The sequence below is a fragment of the Haemophilus parainfluenzae genome, from assembly GCF_036288925.1.
Classification (GTDB): Bacteria; Pseudomonadota; Gammaproteobacteria; order Enterobacterales; family Pasteurellaceae; genus Haemophilus_D.
This window is the reverse complement of the sequence record NZ_CP127167.1, coordinates 1,119,820-1,136,922: the sequence shown is the minus strand read 5'-3', so window position 1 is coordinate 1,136,922 and position 17,103 is coordinate 1,119,820. Positions and strand designations below refer to the sequence as shown.

Annotated in this window: 14 protein-coding genes, 1 tRNA gene and 1 other annotated feature; of the genes, 8 read left to right on the top strand and 7 right to left on the bottom strand. The window is 39.3% G+C overall.

Features of this window, described 5'->3' with window-relative positions; all coding sequences use genetic code 11:
• The 3 genes from nudB to aspS all read right to left on the bottom strand — a co-directional run bounded on the left by nudB (position 1) and on the right by aspS (position 4,379).
• A complete protein-coding gene (gene nudB / locus QQS40_RS05795; protein WP_329504276.1) occupies positions 1-471 on the bottom strand; it encodes a dihydroneopterin triphosphate diphosphatase in 471 nt (156 codons plus the stop codon).
• Between the two features lie 101 nt (positions 472-572).
• Entirely contained in the window at positions 573-1,841 is a 1,269-nt protein-coding gene (locus QQS40_RS05790; protein WP_329504274.1) for an NRAMP family divalent metal transporter, read from the bottom strand.
• Between the two features lie 771 nt (positions 1,842-2,612).
• Positions 2,613-4,379: an aspartate--tRNA ligase gene (aspS, locus tag QQS40_RS05785; protein ID WP_329504272.1), complete on the bottom strand. Its 1,767-nt coding sequence runs from the start codon at positions 4,377-4,379 to the stop codon at positions 2,613-2,615.
• 184 nt (positions 4,380-4,563) lie between these two features.
• Between aspS and cmoA the strand changes: the two genes are divergently transcribed.
• The 5 genes from cmoA to priC all read left to right on the top strand — a co-directional run bounded on the left by cmoA (position 4,564) and on the right by priC (position 8,871).
• Positions 4,564-5,289, top strand: a complete 726-nt coding sequence (gene cmoA / locus QQS40_RS05780; protein ID WP_049381649.1) for a carboxy-S-adenosyl-L-methionine synthase CmoA — start codon at positions 4,564-4,566, stop codon at positions 5,287-5,289.
• A gap of 95 nt (positions 5,290-5,384) precedes the next feature.
• Entirely contained in the window at positions 5,385-5,792 is a 408-nt protein-coding gene (gene gloA / locus QQS40_RS05775; RefSeq protein WP_126470741.1) for a lactoylglutathione lyase, read from the top strand.
• Positions 5,793-5,865: 73 nt separating this feature from the next.
• Positions 5,866-6,555, top strand: coding sequence for a ribonuclease T (gene rnt / locus QQS40_RS05770; protein ID WP_329504268.1), 690 nt, complete (start codon positions 5,866-5,868; stop codon positions 6,553-6,555).
• A gap of 116 nt (positions 6,556-6,671) precedes the next feature.
• Positions 6,672-6,799 (top strand) — a sequence feature (His leader region).
• Positions 6,800-6,897: 98 nt separating this feature from the next.
• On the top strand, positions 6,898-8,250 hold the full coding sequence (locus QQS40_RS05765) for a Na+/H+ antiporter family protein (protein ID WP_126470737.1): 1,353 nt from the start codon (positions 6,898-6,900) through the stop codon (positions 8,248-8,250).
• Positions 8,251-8,289: 39 nt separating this feature from the next.
• Positions 8,290-8,871, top strand: coding sequence for a primosomal replication protein PriC (priC, locus tag QQS40_RS05760; protein ID WP_329504265.1), 582 nt, complete (start codon positions 8,290-8,292; stop codon positions 8,869-8,871).
• 69 nt (positions 8,872-8,940) lie between these two features.
• Here priC and QQS40_RS05755 read toward each other — a convergent pair.
• Together QQS40_RS05755 and rne are read right to left on the bottom strand one after the other, a co-directional pair.
• Positions 8,941-9,030: transfer RNA gene (locus tag QQS40_RS05755), tRNA-Ser, on the bottom strand.
• Positions 9,031-9,185: 155 nt separating this feature from the next.
• On the bottom strand, positions 9,186-11,990 hold the full coding sequence (gene rne, locus QQS40_RS05750) for a ribonuclease E (protein WP_329504263.1): 2,805 nt from the start codon (positions 11,988-11,990) through the stop codon (positions 9,186-9,188).
• Positions 11,991-12,416: 426 nt separating this feature from the next.
• Between rne and rluC the strand changes: the two genes are divergently transcribed.
• The 3 genes from rluC (at position 12,417) to hflX (ending at position 15,123) form a co-directional block, all read left to right on the top strand.
• Complete coding sequence (gene rluC / locus QQS40_RS05745; protein WP_065244214.1) at positions 12,417-13,397, top strand: 23S rRNA pseudouridine(955/2504/2580) synthase RluC; 981 nt, start codon at positions 12,417-12,419, stop codon at positions 13,395-13,397.
• Positions 13,398-13,485: 88 nt separating this feature from the next.
• On the top strand, positions 13,486-13,767 hold the full coding sequence (gene hfq / locus QQS40_RS05740) for an RNA chaperone Hfq (protein WP_289901358.1): 282 nt from the start codon (positions 13,486-13,488) through the stop codon (positions 13,765-13,767).
• A 9-nt stretch (positions 13,768-13,776) separates the two neighbouring features.
• Complete coding sequence (hflX, locus tag QQS40_RS05735; RefSeq protein ID WP_289901359.1) at positions 13,777-15,123, top strand: ribosome rescue GTPase HflX; 1,347 nt, start codon at positions 13,777-13,779, stop codon at positions 15,121-15,123.
• Here hflX and QQS40_RS05730 read toward each other — a convergent pair.
• Together QQS40_RS05730 and QQS40_RS05725 are read right to left on the bottom strand one after the other, a co-directional pair.
• Positions 15,113-16,063 (bottom strand): sigma 54-interacting transcriptional regulator, encoded by a 951-nt coding sequence (locus QQS40_RS05730; protein ID WP_289901360.1) that lies wholly within the window; start codon positions 16,061-16,063, stop codon positions 15,113-15,115. The genes hflX and QQS40_RS05730 overlap by 11 nt on opposite strands.
• Before the next feature lie 120 nt (positions 16,064-16,183).
• Positions 16,184-17,092, bottom strand: coding sequence for a siderophore ABC transporter substrate-binding protein (locus QQS40_RS05725; protein ID WP_329504257.1), 909 nt, complete (start codon positions 17,090-17,092; stop codon positions 16,184-16,186).
• Positions 17,093-17,103: the final 11 nt, after the last annotated feature.

Genomic DNA, 17,103 nt, shown 5'->3' with positions numbered 1-17,103 from the left:
TTAAATCCTCTTATATAGAGGAAAGCCGTTCATCAAATATTTTTTGATGGCCTCGGCATTATTCGGCGATTTCGTCATTTGGATCGCATGTTCTGGAGAAACCCATTGATACGCAAAATGCTCACTTAATATCGGTTCAAATTCCTGTTCAACTGCCAATAAAAACCAATGTTCATGACAGTGAGTCACATTCGGTGCGTATTTATAGCGGAAATGCGGGAAAATTTCAAATTCTATACTCTCTTTACAATCAAAAAGTGCGGTCAAATTTTCTTCTATTTTTAATCCAACTTCTTCCCAAACTTCTCGAATTGCCGTTTCTCTTGGTGTTTCGTTGGTTTCCAATGTCCCCGTAACGGATTGCCAAAAGCAGGGATCATCTTGGCGCTGAAGCATAAGAACACGATGCGTGCTTTCCGCATAAATCACCACAAGAACCGATTGATTATTTTTATATTTCAAGCTCGTCATCTACATGATTGAGAATGGGTAGCATCATACCTTTTCTACTAAAAACTTTCAAAAAAATTACCGCACTTTAAAACTAAAGTGCGGTAATTATCTCAATTATTTTAGTTTAACCAGCCAGCTTGTTGGGCGATAAACAAGCCTGCAAAAGCAGTTAAGTAGAATAAACCGATAAGGGATAACCACAATAATCCACCTTTTACACTGTGTTTCGCGTGCTTAGTCAGAGATAAATTCAACCAAGCAAAGATTGGTGCAGAAACAAATGAAGCAATCATCGCGAATTTCAGCATTGGACCGACAGCATTATTGAAATAGAAAATAATCGCTAAACCAGACAATGCTGCTAAAATCATGCCGATATTAAGAATTCTCACAGAGCTTTCTTGTTTACCAAACAAGATACGCACGGCTTCAACATTGGTACGAGAATAACCATCAATTACCGTAATTGTTGTTCCAAACATGCACATGAATGCAATCACGGCAATTAATAAACGCGCCCATTCACCGATAGTACTTGCATACATATTGATAAGTTGTGCGATATATTTTCCGCCAACCATCTCGACGGTTTCTGGAGAACCATATTGCACCAATGCACCAAGCGCTAAGAAGACGACAGCTAAAATTGCTGTGCCGATGTAACCTACATTGAAATCAAACAAGCCGTCTTCATAAGATACTTTCGTTAGACGACGTTTTGCTACCACCCACATTGAGTTAATTGCAGAAATTTCAATTGGTGCAGGCATCCAGCCCATCAACGCAACTAAAAACGCTAATTTACTTAATTCCCATGGAGAAGGCGCGACAAAATCAGGTGCGGCTACACCATGGATGCCGTTACGCATAAAGGCAATTACGACAGCGCTTACGGTTGTTACTGTTAAAGCAATCATGATGATTTTCGATAAACTATCTAATAAACGATATTTCCCTAACAATAAAATGCCAGTTGTCACAAGAATCACTAATGAGCTTAACACGGGCATTGGAAGTGGAATTGGTGTAATAAACGTTAAAATTGCTGCCGTTAATAATCCCACTGCCGCGGTATTAATTACTGTGGCAAAAACGTTTAAAGCAAGGAATAACCAAAGGTAGAACTTCCCTTTTTGACGGTAACCTTCTAACAAGGTATTACCCGTATCTAGGGTATATTGAACACCGAAACGGAAGAAAGGATATTTAAATAAGTTAGCTAGAATGACAATGCTCACTAATTCCCAACCATAGATCGCACCAGCTTGGGTAGATGCAATAATATGTGAACCACCAACAGCTGCTGATGCCATCACAATGCCAGGGCCTAAGGCAGAGAATTTACTCGCCCACGTTGATTTTTCTACTGGAGTTGAAACTTCACTCATAAAATGTTCTCTTATAAATTAATCATAAATCGAAAAGGCCTTATTTATAATAGAATTTTATCCTTGAGTAAAGTCAATAAAATCCATGTAAAAGCACTAATAAAAAATAAAAATCTAATTATTTTAAAATCTCAGAATATAACTCTAAAACAAATAAATTTCCCCAGTGTTCATACCAAAAAACGGATGTTTTTAAGTAAATAAAATTTTTTCAATAAAAAGAAAGTGCGGTCAAAATCAGTTGAATTTTTGACCGCACCTTACAAAAGATTATTTTTATCTTATTATTTATTCCACTGAATAAAATCATTATCCTTTATTTTGAGTAAAAAATAACGCTGCCTTATTGTTGAATAGAAAATAGATCATGATAAAACTGAACAATAATATGATGAGAACAAATCCCAGCTTTTCATAATCATCTTCAATAAGAAAAATAGTAAAAGAGTAATAAATTATCTTAGGAATCGCACTAAAAAGCAAAACAAAGCGAGCCCAATCCTTTCCTTTGAGTAACGCAATAGCACTTATTATACCTATAGTAGTGTAAGATAAAGTCTCTAATAGATTAGAGATAATCGCCCCTGACAAAGCAACTCTATTCTTTGAAATAAGTTATATGTGCCAACTAGAGCTACTGTGACAAGCACAATATTAGCAATTATGATGATATAGCTAAGTATAGTAATAGGTATAGGTCTTTTCATTTTTTCTCCACAAAAATACGGCCACAATTGGCCGCACTTACTTTATGTTTAAATATTGGAAAAACTACTCAGCTTTCGTCACTGCAATACTCAACTCAGCTAGAGCCTGCGGATTCGCAAAACTTGGTGCCTCTGTCATTAAACATGCTGCTGCCGTTGTTTTCGGGAATGCAATCACATCACGGATATTTTCAGTGCCTGTTAAAAGCATGGTTAAACGGTCTAAACCAAATGCTAGACCAGCATGTGGCGGTGTACCGAATTTTAATGCATCCAATAAGAAACCGAATTTTTCGCGTTGTTCTTGTTCGTTAATACCAAGAATACGGAACACGGTTTGTTGCATTTTCGGATCGAAAATACGAACAGAACCACCACCTACTTCATAGCCATTGATCACCATATCGTAAGCATTTGCTACCGCATCGGTTGGATTCGCTTCTAATTGTTCTGGCGTAAAATCTTTTGGTGAAGTGAATGGGTGATGCATTGCTGCAAGATTACCTTCATCGTCACGTTCAAACATTGGGAAATCAATTACCCAAAGTGGTTGCCATTCGTCTAAACGAGTTAAGCCAAGATCACGACCTAATTTCAAACGTAATGCACCCATTGCATCAGTGGTGGTTTGCCATTTATCTGCACCGAAGAATAAGATATCGCCAGTTTGAGCTTTCACACGTTCAGCTAACGCTTTCCATACCTCTTCATTTAAGAATTTTGCGATCGGGCTTTGTACGCCTTCAAGGCCTGCATTAATGTCATTTACTTTCGCCCAAGCCAAACCTTTTGCACCGTAAATACCCACAAATTGTGTATATTCATCAATTTGTTTACGAGTGATTTCAGTACCATTTGGTACACGAATGACTGCCACACGGCCGTTTGGATTGTTTGCTGGCTCATTAAATACTTTAAATTCAACATCTTTAACGATATCTGCCACATCGACTAATTCAAGCGGGTTACGCAAATCTGGTTTATCTGAACCAAAACGAGTCATTGCTTCTTGCCAGGTCATTTGTGGGAATTTACCTAAATCCACACCAATGATGTTTTGCCATAAACCGTGTACCATGCGTTCCATGATCTCACGTACTTCTGGCGCAGTTAAGAAAGAAGTTTCCACATCGATTTGGGTAAATTCAGGCTGACGATCTGCACGTAAATCTTCATCACGGAAACATTTCACAATTTGATAATAACGATCAAAACCAGACATCATGAGAAGCTGTTTGAAAAGCTGTGGTGATTGCGGCAAGGCATAGAATTTGCCTTTATGTACACGACTTGGCACTAAATAGTCACGCGCACCTTCTGGCGTTGCTTTGGTAAGCATTGGGGTTTCAATATCAAGGAAACCGTTGTCATCCATAAAACGACGTACAAAGCTCGTGATTTTCGCACGGGTTTTCAAACGTTGTGCCATTTCTGGGCGACGTAAATCTAAATAACGATATTTTAAACGTTGTTCTTCGGTGTTATTTTGGTTGAAATCTAATGGTAAAACGTCAGAAGCGTTGTAGATGCGTAATTCTTTCGCTAATACTTCCACTTCGCCTGTCGCCATATTTTTATTAATTTGATTGTCAGGACGCGCGATTACTTCACCTTTAATTTGAATACAAAATTCATTACGTAAGCCTGAAGCTGCGGTTAAGGCTTCTTGATATTTCGGGTCAAAACAAACTTGTACGACACCATCGCGATCACGCATATCAATAAAAATTAAACCACCTAAATCGCGACGACGGTGAACCCAACCGCTTAATGTTACTTCTTGTCCAATATGGTTGCGGTTTAATGCACCGCAATAATGTGTACGCATCATTTCTATATTCCTTTCATTTTTCTAAAAATGGATAATTAACGCGTTGATTATACGGAAAAAGACATGCCTTTTAAATTGAAAAGCGAAATTTATTTGATCCTTTAAAAACTTTCACTAAAATGACCGCAGTTTTTTACATTTTATCTAAATAAATGCCCTCTCAATACAACAACAGAATTCAATCATGATGAAAGATACAATTTTTGCCGCCCCGATCGAAAAACTGGGCGATTTTACTTTTGATGAAAGCGTGGCGGAAGTTTTCCCCGATATGATTCAACGCTCGATTCCGGGCTACTCCAACATTATCACGGCGATTGGTATGTTGGCTGAACGCTTTGTGACGGCTGACAGCCAAGTCTATGATTTAGGCTGTTCACGTGGTGCGGCAGCTCTTTCTATGCGACGTAATATTAAACAACCGAATGTGAAAATTATCGGTGTCGATAATTCTTTACCAATGGTGGAACGCTGCCGTCAGCACGTTGCGGCTTATCATAGTGATGTGCCCGTAGAAATTCTTTGCGATGATATTCGTCAAATTGAAATTAAGAACGCCTCAATGGTGGTGCTCAACTTCACATTGCAATTTTTACCACCAGAAGATCGTGTAGCCTTGCTCACCAAAATCTACCAAGGTTTAAATCCAAACGGCGTGTTGGTGCTCTCTGAAAAATTCCGTTTTGAAGATGAAAAAGTGAATGAGCTACTGATTGACCTCCATCACCAATTCAAACGTGCTAACGGTTACAGTGAGCTTGAAGTGAGCCAAAAACGCACCGCACTTGAAAATGTTATGCGTACTGACTCGATTAACATCCACAAAGAGCGGTTAAAAAATATCGGATTTTCACACGTCGAATTATGGTTCCAATGCTTTAATTTTGGTTCAATGATTGCGGTGAAATAAACCAAATCCTAGAAAGCAAGTTATATCTTGCAATAGAAGCAACCAATTTCTATGCTATAATCGCCCAACACCCAAATAGAAAAGAGGAAAACAAAATGCAAATTTTACACACGATGCTTCGAGTAGGTGATTTAGACCGCTCTATTAAGTTTTATCAAGATGTTTTAGGTATGCGTTTATTGCGTACGAGTGAAAACCCTGAATATAAATATACGCTTGCTTTTTTAGGTTACGAAGATGGCGCAAGCGCTGCAGAAATTGAATTAACATACAACTGGGGCGTAGATAAATATGAACAAGGTACAGCATATGGACATATTGCTATCGGCGTTGATGATATTTATGCTATTTGTGAAGCAGTTCGTGCAAGTGGTGGTAAAGTGACTCGCGAACCCGGCCCAGTTAAAGGTGGTACAACCGTTATTGCCTTCGTTGAAGATCCAGATGGCTATAAAATTGAATTTATCGAAAATAAAAGTTCAAAATCTGGTCTAGGCAATTAATTAAAAGTGCAGTTGATTTTTCGCTCTTTTATAACGCAGGGTTACCTGCGTCATTCATTTTAAAGGATAAAATATGTCCAATTCTCAAGAAATCCCTTATCACCACCAATTAAAAAATCGTTTTCGCGGGTACTTCCCCGTTATTATTGATGTAGAAACAGCAGGATTTGATGCAAAAAAAGATGCACTTTTAGAACTTGCGGCAATCACCTTAAAAATGGATGAAAATGGCAATTTGCAACCTGATCAAAAATGCCATTTTCATATTGAACCATTTGAAGGGGCGAATATTAATCCCGAATCACTCAAATTTAATGGAATTGATATTCACAATCCATTGCGTGGAGCCGTATCTGAATTAGACGCCATCACGGGGTTATTCCAAATGGTGCGTCGTGGACAAAAAGATGCAGAATGTCAGCGCTCTATCATCGTAGCGCACAATGCCACTTTTGACCAAAGTTTCGTGATGGCGGCGGCTGAACGTACGGGCGTAAAACGCAATCCATTCCACCCTTTTGGGATGTTTGATACGGCAACGCTTGCCGGTTTTATGTTTGGCCAAACGGTGCTCGTCAAAGCATGCCAAGCGGCAAAAATTCCTTTTGATGGCAAACAAGCACACTCTGCGCTCTATGATACTGAACGTACGGCCGAATTATTTTGCTATATGGTGAATCATTTAAAAGATCTCGGGGGATTCCCACATATTGCTCAAACAAATGAAACGGAAAAAACAGCTGAAAATCAGACCGCACTTTAATTTTTAAAATTTTTCTAGAAAAAACTTGCAATCGTTTTCGCTTTACCGTATTTTAAAAAATAGTTCAATTTAGTTATCTAAATAAGCGAGTTTCAAATGAACTTTATCCTTCGTCACCATCATCGTCATTCAACTGAATAATCTTTCAGGCTGTTGGCGTGCTTGGAAGATTTCTTCCGAGCTGACAAGATAAAGATCAAAAAAATCTTACCCCTCGGAAGGCAACTTTCGAGGGGTTTTGTTTTATTACCAATTACAGGAGTTTATAACTATGCGACATTTAACCTTAAATCAATTTTCTTTTATGCGACCTTTTTCTTTTAATTAATAAGGAACAACAATATGTTATCGAATCCCGTTGTTATTTCAATTGCCGTGCTACTGGCGTTAAGCTTGCTACGCTTAAACGTGATTATCGCACTGGTGATTTCCGCTCTGACCGCAGGCTTAGGTGGTGGCTTGGGTTTAACTAAAACCATTGAAACCTTTACAGGCGGCTTAGGTGGTGGTGCTGAAGTAGCGATGAACTATGCGATGCTCGGTGCATTTGCCATTGCGATTTCAAAATCCGGCATTACTGATTTGCTTGCCTACAAAATGATTACCCGAATGAACAAAACACCAACTGGTAAAAATTTAGCGTGGTTTAAATATATTCTGCTTAGCATTTTACTCTTATTTGCTATTTCATCCCAAAATTTGTTACCAGTACACATTGCATTTATTCCAATTGTTTTACCGCCTTTACTTTCTATTTTTAACCGTTTAAAAATTGACCGCAGGGCAGTGGCCTGTATTATTACCTTTGGTTTAACCGCAACCTATATGATCTTACCTGTTGGTTTTGGAAAAATTTTCATTGAGAGCGTGTTAGTCAAAAATATCAATCTTGCTGGTGCACCACTCGGATTACAAACTAGCGTAGGTGAAGTTTCCCTTGCTATGCTTATCCCTGTTTCAGGCATGATTCTTGGTTTACTCACTGCTGTATTTATTACCTATCGTAAACCACGTGAATATGTAGTAACAACTACCGAGCCAACGACAACCGAAATTGAACAACACATTGCGAACATTACACCTATTCAAATTACTGCAAGTGCGGTTGCTATTGTCGCTACTTTTGCTACACAGCTTTTCACAAGCTCAACAATTATTGGTGGTTTAGTCGGTTTAGTCATTTTCGGTGTATTCGGTATCTTCAAACTCAAAGAAAGTAATGACATTTTCCAACAAGGCTTACGTTTAATGGCGATGATCGGCTTTGTTATGATTACAGCTTCTGGTTTTGCTAATGTCATTAATACTACAAGTGGTGTACAAGATTTAGTTGATGCACTTTCAACCGGTGCGATTCAAAGTAAAGGCGTTGCGGCATTCTTAATGTTACTCGTTGGGTTATTGATTACTATGGGTATTGGTTCTTCCTTCTCAACTGTACCAATTATCACCTCAATTTATGTACCTCTTTGTCTCTCTTTTGGTTTCTCACCACTTGCGACAGTGGCTATCGTAGGTGTAGCGGCGGCACTAGGGGATGCGGGTTCACCGGCTTCTGACTCCACACTTGGGCCAACATCCGGTTTAAATATGGATGGTAAACACGACCACATTTGGGATTCAGTTATACCAACTTTTATGCATTACAATATCCCATTATTAACATTCGGTTGGATTGCAGCCATGACCCTTTAATCGTTATAATCCCTGCGTATATTATGCGGGGATTTTTTTATGTCTATTCAATCATTACTCAATACGCTCGAGCAAAAAGTACTTCAACTAACTCAAACCTATCAACCTAACTCCGATAAAAAAATCAATGCGAAATTTAACCGCACTTTATTTACCGAAGATTTTGAAACCGTTGGTTTTTATCTCAAAGAAATCCAACAAAGCTTAACTAAGCTATGTAAAATTCCGCATCAAAATGAAGAGCAAATTGTATTTATGGCAGAACATCTTTTAGGGCAATGTACCGCCTTGAACGAAGCGATGAATCGCAAGCATAAAAAGGCTATTCAACCGAAAAAAACGGAACAACCAGTTACAAGTAATAAATCACAACATAGCATTCATCGTCTCCCTCCTAGAGAGCGTCTAGAAAAGTATTATGAAGCCTTGCAGCAACTCACAGAAAAATACGGAGAAGCCAAAGCACAAGCTAATACGGCTCAAACAGATATTCAACGAGATATATATAAGCAAACAGCTGCGATTTATTTAACACGCCGACAAAAATGTTTAGAAGCGATTGAGACCTTAGAAGAATACCTTGCTTTTAAAGAGGCTCGAGACAGTGCTGTCAAAAAATAAGATCTTTTTAAAATAGACTGAAAAGCAAAAATCCCTAAATCTTTCAATTTAGGGATTTTTTGAATTTGATGGCGGAGGAAGTGAGATTCGAACTCACGGAGGGCGTAAACCCTCGCCGGTTTTCAAGACCGGTGCCTTCAACCACTCGACCATTCCTCCGTGATTTAAGCGAGGTGAATAATACGTTTTTTCCCTCACCCCGTCAAGCAAGAAAATAAAAAAATTATCTGACTGACTACTTTTAAATCATAATGCTTTAAAAATACACAAAATAAAAAACGGAACCTACTGGCTCCGTCTTTATTATTGAGATATTACTCTGCTTTCGCTTGTGTCGCTTCAGAATAAATATGGCTAATTGCACTATGATGGCCTGCGGCGCCTTTACCGTTAAAGTAATAACGAGACTCCGTCCATTTTACAATTGGGAATGGTTTGGACTCTTCATCTGGTGCTTTCGCTAATGTCATCGCTGCTTTAGTGTGCTGTACTGCTGAAATGGTACCTGCACGACCTGTAAACACATAAGAGCGAACGAATTCTGCTTTTTCTTGCGGTTCAACTTCAGCTGTTTCGACTTGAGCAACCGGCTCTGATTTATGATGCAAGCGTTCTAATGATTCTTGCACTTTCTGTTGCACTGCTTCATTTGCCGGTTGAGTAATGAAATCTAAAGCCGGTTGAGTTTTTACCGGTTTTTCTTCCACGACAATACCCGTTGCAGGCGTGATCACACCTTTTTTCGTTTTTTCTTGCTCAAGCAATTCATCCACAGATAAGAAATTGCTTTCTTTCGCTGCATTTACAACAGAATAATCGACACAAACTTTACCGCTTGCTAATTCAGGTGAAGCAACTGCCGCAAATAATGGCATTGGTGACTTCACTTCATTACGACGACGACGTTGATTATTCGATGTACGCAAATGACGTGGAGTACGTCGCTGACGTTCTTGACGAGGTTTATTTTCTGTATTATCAACAGTGTTATTTTCAACCACTTCATTTTTAATCACAGGAACTTCAACGGCCTCAATAACATTCTCATTGATGTTATTTGTATTATCCTCAATACGAACACGTTTACGTAAATCACGACGTTGACGACGCTCTGCTACCGGTTTCTCTGCTTTTTCTTCTTGACGATTATCATCAGAAACATTCGCTAAATTAACCGCACTTTCAGATGTCACTTCTTCATTCGCATTACGACGATTGCGACGATTATTTACACGCTCGCGAGTTGGACGCGCATTTTCTTCATCTGTATTTTTCGCATTATCGTTGTTTTCGTTATTGCGAGAACGGCGATTATTACGACGATCTTGATTGCGGCGATTATTACGGTTGTTGTTACGATTGTTGCGGTTATTTTGATTTTTCTCTTCTTCTTTTGGTTCAGAAGCAAATAAACCTTTAATTGCGGCAACAATTTTCGCAAACAATGATGGTTCTTCCGATTTACGCTCAACTGGTGCTGGTGCAGCTGTTGGAATCGATAAAGATACTGCTGCACTTTCCACCACTTGCTCAGAGGTCACGGCTGCAGTTTCAATGTTGCGAGAAACAAGAGACTCTTCTGGTACAAATGTATCGTCTTGTGCATCATGGAATTTGGTTAAGTTATAGCTTAATTCATTTAGCTCTTCGCCTTCACGTACACGGAATACGCTGAAATGTGGCGTTTCCATCGCTTCATTTGGCACGACGATAATATCAACATCATGACGTTTTTCGATGCTATGAACAGCTTTACGTTTTTCGTTAAGTAAGTAAGATGCAATTTGTACAGGCACGATAGTGTGTACTTGTTTGGTGTTTTCTTTTAACGCTTCTTCTTCGATTAAACGTAAGATAGAAAGTGATAAACTTTCGTTATCACGCACTTTACCCGTACCTTGACAGCGTGGGCAAACATGGTGAGAAGACTCACCTAATGATGGGCTTAAACGCTGACGTGACATTTCCAACAAACCGAAGCGAGAAATACGGCTAATTTGAATTCTAGCACGGTCTTGACGCACGGCATCACGGATACGGTTTTCTACTTCACGTTGGTGACGAACAGGTGTCATATCGATGAAGTCGATAACCACTAAGCCACCTAAGTCACGTAAACGTAATTGACGAGCAATTTCATCCGCCGCTTCAAGGTTGGTATTTAATGCTGTTTCTTCAATATCACCACCACGAGTTGAACGCGCCGAGTTGATATCAATCGCTGTTAACGCTTCTGTCACATCGATCACAATCGAACCACCAGAAGGTAAACGTACTTCACGTTGGAAGGCGGATTCAATTTGAGATTCAATTTGATAGTGGCTAAATAGCGGCACTTCGCCTTGATACAGTTTCACACGATTGATGAAATCTGGACGCACAAGTTTGATGTGTGCTTTCGCTTTTTCAAATACTTTCGGGCTATCAATTAAGATCTCACCGATATCACGACGCAAGTAATCACGGATCGCACGAACAATCACATCACTTTCTTGGTGGATTAAGAATGGCGCCGGACGACTTTGTGAAGCTTGTTTAATCGCTTCCCAATGATGCAACAGTACTTTTAAGTCCCATTGTAATTCTTCTGGTGATTTACCTACACCCGCTGTACGCACGATAAGACCTACGCCTTCTGGTACATCTAAAGAACTCAATGCTTCTTTTAATTCGATACGTTCATCGCCTTCAATACGGCGAGAGATGCCACCTGCACGCGGATTGTTTGGCATAATCACCAAATAACTACCGGCAAGGGAAACAAAAGTGGTTAAGGCTGCGCCTTTATTGCCACGCTCTTCCTTGTTCACCTGAACGATCACTTCTTGACCTTCAGTCAAAATATCACGGATATTTGGACGACCTTGGAATACATAATCAGCAGGGAAATATTCGCGGGCAATTTCTTTTAAAGGAAGGAAGCCATGGCGCTCTGCACCATAATCCACAAAGGCAGCTTCTAAACTCGGCTCTACGCGAGTGATTTTCCCTTTGTAAATATTGGCTTTTTTCTGTTCATGACCCGGACTTTCAATATCCAAGTCGAATAAACGCTGGCCATCGACCAACGCAACGCGCAACTCTTCTTTTTGAGTCGCATTGATTAACATTCTTTTCATTGTCAATTTCTCGTTTGAATTATCTAAAATACCTTGAAAATTAACCGCACTTTACAGATTGACTGACCTTAGCCATCGACCTCGTGTTTCTCGCGAACAGTCAATCTCACGACTGTGTGTTGCTGGGTGCATTGATAGCATACTCAATTGTTATCTAAGACAATTTTCGTAAAACAATGCGGTGTGTTAATTACGCATTGCAAGGAAGCGTTAATCTTCAAGAAAAATATGTTGATTATCAATGTCTTATGCCATTCGCTGCATTGAGTATTGACCAACATACAAAATCGCTTTCTAAATGCCAAATTTTAGGCATAGAAAGACGCTCTATTATCCACATTCGGGGCTAAATTAGCAAGGCATTCTTGCTATTATCACCAGGGATATTGTGATATGATTCAGCCCAATTTTTAAAGGACAGATTCAATGACTGAAAAACAAGAAAAAATCATCAATCAATCCGTCAAAATGCTCACCGTTTCTGAGGATGAAGCAGGACAACGCATTGATAATTATTTATTGGCAAAATTAAAAGGTGTGCCAAAAAGTTTGATTTATCGCATTCTGCGTAAAGGCGAAGTTCGTGTGAACAAAGGACGAATCAAACCTGAATATAAATTGCAAAATGGTGATGTGGTGCGTGTGCCACCAGTTCGTGTTTCTGAAAAAAATACCGCGCCGATTTCTAAAAACTTGAATAAAGTCGCCTCCCTTGAAAGCCATATTATTTTTGAAGATGATTGTTTATTAGTATTGAACAAACCTTCTGGCATTGCGGTTCATGGCGGAAGTGGCTTGAATTTTGGTGTGATAGAAGCCTTGCGTGCATTACGTCCTGAAGCCCGTTTTTTAGAATTGGTTCATCGCTTAGACAGAGATACATCAGGCATTTTATTGGTGGCAAAGAAACGCTCTGCCTTACGCAACTTACACGAACAACTTCGTGTTAAAACGGTACAAAAAGACTATCTCGCACTCGTGCGTGGACAATGGCAATCTCATGTGAAAGTCGTGCAAGCACCTTTATTAAAAAATGAATTAGCCAGTGGCGAACGCATCGTTAAAGTCAGTGAACAAGGCAAACCTTCTGAAACGCGATTTGCTATTGAAGAACGCTACCAGAATGCGACCTTAGTAAAAGCGTCGCCTGTAACGGGAAGGACCCATCAGATCCGAGTTCATACTCAATATGCCGGTCACCCAATCGCGCTGGATGATAAATACGGTGATAAAGAATTCGATAAATATATGCAAGATCTCGGACTCAATCGTTTGTTTTTACATGCATTTTCTATTCGATTTGAACACCCTAAAACGGGCGAAACATTACGTTTCAACGCACAACTAGATGAAAAAATGAAAACAATTCTGAAAAAACTGCGTGAAAGCAAAGAGATAAACCCATAGACAAGAAAAATGTTTATTGCTATATTTGATAACGGAGACAACTCGTTTCTATCATTAATTAACATATAACAACAAAGGATAGCAAAAAATGGCAAAAGGACAATCATTACAAGATCCTTATTTGAATGCGTTACGCCGTGAACGTATTCCTGTTTCGATTTATCTCGTTAATGGGATTAAATTACAGGGTCAAATCGAATCATTCGACCAATTCGTGATTTTATTAAAAAACACTGTTAATCAAATGGTGTATAAACACGCTATTTCAACTGTGGTTCCAGCACGTTCTGTTTCTCACCACAATAATAACGGTCATCATGCAGCACAAGCTTCTGATGCTGCAGCGGAAGTAGAAACACAAGCAGAATAGTTCTGTTCAATGAATGATTTCATCAATTTAAGTGCGGTTGAAAATTCACCAGAAATTTCAACCGCACTTTCGTCATCTAAAACAGGCGACAATAACCAATCGGCAAAAGATAAAGCTGTCGTCGTGCATGTTTTCTTTTCTCAAAATAAAAACATTGAAGATCTGCAAGAATTCCAGCTTTTAGCAGAATCTGCCAATGTTGAGATTTTACAAATCATCACCACGAGCCGTACTACACCACAAGCAAAATATTTTATCGGTGAAGGAAAAGCACAAGAAATTGCGGATGCAGTAAAAGCCTTAGATGCCGATGTTGTTTTGGTGAATCATCAATTAACCCCTGCACAAACCCGTAATTTAGAAAGCATCTGCCAATGCCGTGTTGTGGATCGCACTGGGGTGATTTTAGATATCTTTGCCCAACGAGCCCGATCGCACGAAGGAAAATTGCAAGTTGAATTAGCCCAACTCAAGCATTTATCGACTCGATTAGTTCGTCGAAAAACAGGCTTAGATCAGCAAAAAGGTGCGGTTGGGTTACGTGGTCCAGGCGAAACGCAATTAGAAACGGATCGCCGTTTAATCAAGGTGCGTATTGCGCAGTTGCAAAATCGTTTGGCGAAAGTCGAAAAACAACGTAATCAAACTCGACAAAAAGCGGATATCCCTACCATTTCTTTGGTCGGTTATACCAATGCGGGCAAATCGACACTATTCAATTTCATCACACAAGCCAATGTCTATGCCGCGGATCAGCTTTTTGCTACCCTCGATCCCACATTAAGACGTTTACAAATTCAAGATGTTGGTACTTCAATTCTCGCCGATACCGTTGGTTTTGTTCGCCAGCTCCCTCATGATTTAGTGTCCGCTTTTAAATCTACCTTGCAAGAAACGGTAGAAGCCAGTTTGTTATTGCACGTCATTGATGCGGCAGACGCTCGAAAGATCGAAAATATTGAAGCGGTGAATTTAGTATTGGAAGAAATTAAGGCTAACAAAGTACCGGTATTGTTGGTGTATAACAAAATCGATTTATTGGAAAATGTAGCGCCCCATATTGAATATGATGACGAGAATAAGCCCGTTGCCGTTTACCTTTCAGCACATTCAGGTGAAGGATTAGATCTGCTACTTGAAGCCATTAAAGTGCGGTTGAAAAATGAGATACTTTCTTTCACTCTCACGCTGCTCCCGCAAGAGGGCAAAATTCGCCATGCGCTCTATCAATTAGATAGCATTCGTCACGAACAAATTTCGGATGAAGGTGAATTTATCCTCAATGTACAAATTGATAAAGTCGAATGGCTCAAACTTTGTAAACAATTCCCTAAACTGTCAGAAATTATTTACTAATACCGTATTGTTTTAATTTATTGGCGATCGCCGTATGTGATACGCCTAATCGTTGTGCTAATTTTCGTGTACTTGGATACTGAGCATAAAAAGTACGCAATACACTCGCCTCATATTGTCCCATGATCTCATCCAGGGTTTGCTCACCAAAATCATCCACAGAAATGACCGCACTTTGTACGGGTTTTAAATTTAAACTTTCAATATCAAGCTGGTTATTTTTCGCTAAGGAACAGGCGCGATACAAGACATTGTAAAGCTCTCGTACATTGCCTTGCCAAGGCTGCCCTTTCAAATAATTCAAAAAATCAGCATCATATTGCGGCATTGAAATCTTAAGCTGCGTGCTAATTTCTTGCAAAAAACCGTCCGTTAAAGACTGAATATCTTCAACTCGCTCACGCAATGGCGGTACATTTAGTGCTAAGACATTTAAGCGATGGAATAAATCACTGCGCAATTTCCCTTGTTCTAACAGCTTTTCCATCGGTTCTTGTGACGTACAAATCACCCGAACATTTGCATGATGTTCTTCTTCTTCACCCACTCGACGGAAAGAACCATCAGTTAAAAAACGCAATAATTTTGCCTGTAAACTTAATGAAAGCTCGGCAATGCCATCTAACAACACCGTACCTTCGTGAGCATATTCAAAAAAACCGATGGTTTCACTGTCACTCACTTTCCGCCCAAACATTTCGCTTTCCGCATCTTCATCCGGCAGGCCTGCACAGTTTACTGCAATGAATTTTTTCTCACGACGCAAGCTCGCAAAATGGCAAGCTTTGGCTAATAAATCTTTACCCGTGCCCGTTTCACCTTGAATTAAAAGCGGCACATCAAACATCGCAAAACGTTGTGCATTTTCGACCGCACTTTTCATGGAAAGGCTTTGAGTGACAAAGCAAGAGAACGGATCTTGTGGATTAAATGTCAGCATAAAATAAGCTCTGTTTTATTGAATGATGCCGATATGATAGGAAGTTTATTGATATGTGTAAAGATTAATTTACATATAAAAAGGGCAATCATTGACTGCCCTTTTAAATGATTTTTCGTATTATTTTTTCACTGCACGATCAAGTTCTTGTGCAATGATTTCCATACTTTCTAAACCACCAAATGCAAGATACCAATTGGCTGCATCAAGGTACACAATGTGTCCATCTTTATATGCTTTGGTTTGTTTGATGATATCGTTATCCAATACTTTTTGCGCATTGTTGGCTTTTTCTGTAATGGCCGCTGTACGATCCACTACGAGTAAAAAGTCTGGATTTTTTTCTAAGATATATTCAAAACCAACGCTTTGTCCATGCGTAGACGATTTGATGCTGTCATCAATCGGTTTAAAACCAAATTTTTGATACACCATACCATAGCGAGAACCATCACCAAAAGCACTGATTTTACTTTCATTAACCAACACTAATAGTGCCGTTTTGCTTTGTGCGTCTTTTGCAACTTGCGCAACTTTACTGTCTAACTCGGATAATTTCTCTTTTGCTACATTTTCTTTGTCAAAGATCTGACCAAGTGCGGTCACATTTTGTTGAAAACTCGGGTAGTAATTGTTGTAGTCATAATCCACATTCAACACGGGGGCTATTTCCTTAAACTTGTCGATCATTTTTTCTTGACGTTTAGACGCAATGATCAAATCTGGATTAAGTTCGTTAATTTGCTCCAATGATTGTTCTTTCAAATCACCAACATTTTTATATTTTTTGTCTGCAAATTCTGAAAGATAGTTTGGAATTTTTCCGCTTTGTGGGAAGCCCACTATTTTATCTTGCACACCTAATGCACGAAGCGTATCAGCTGCACCAAAATCGAGCACAATAACTCGTTGTGGGTTTTGTGGCACAACTTGTTTTCTAACAGAATTTTCCACCGTAATATCCGCAGCTTGTACAACACCAGAAAGTGCGAAGAGTGAAAGTGCTAAAGTTGATAATGTTTTTTTCATAAAGATTTCCT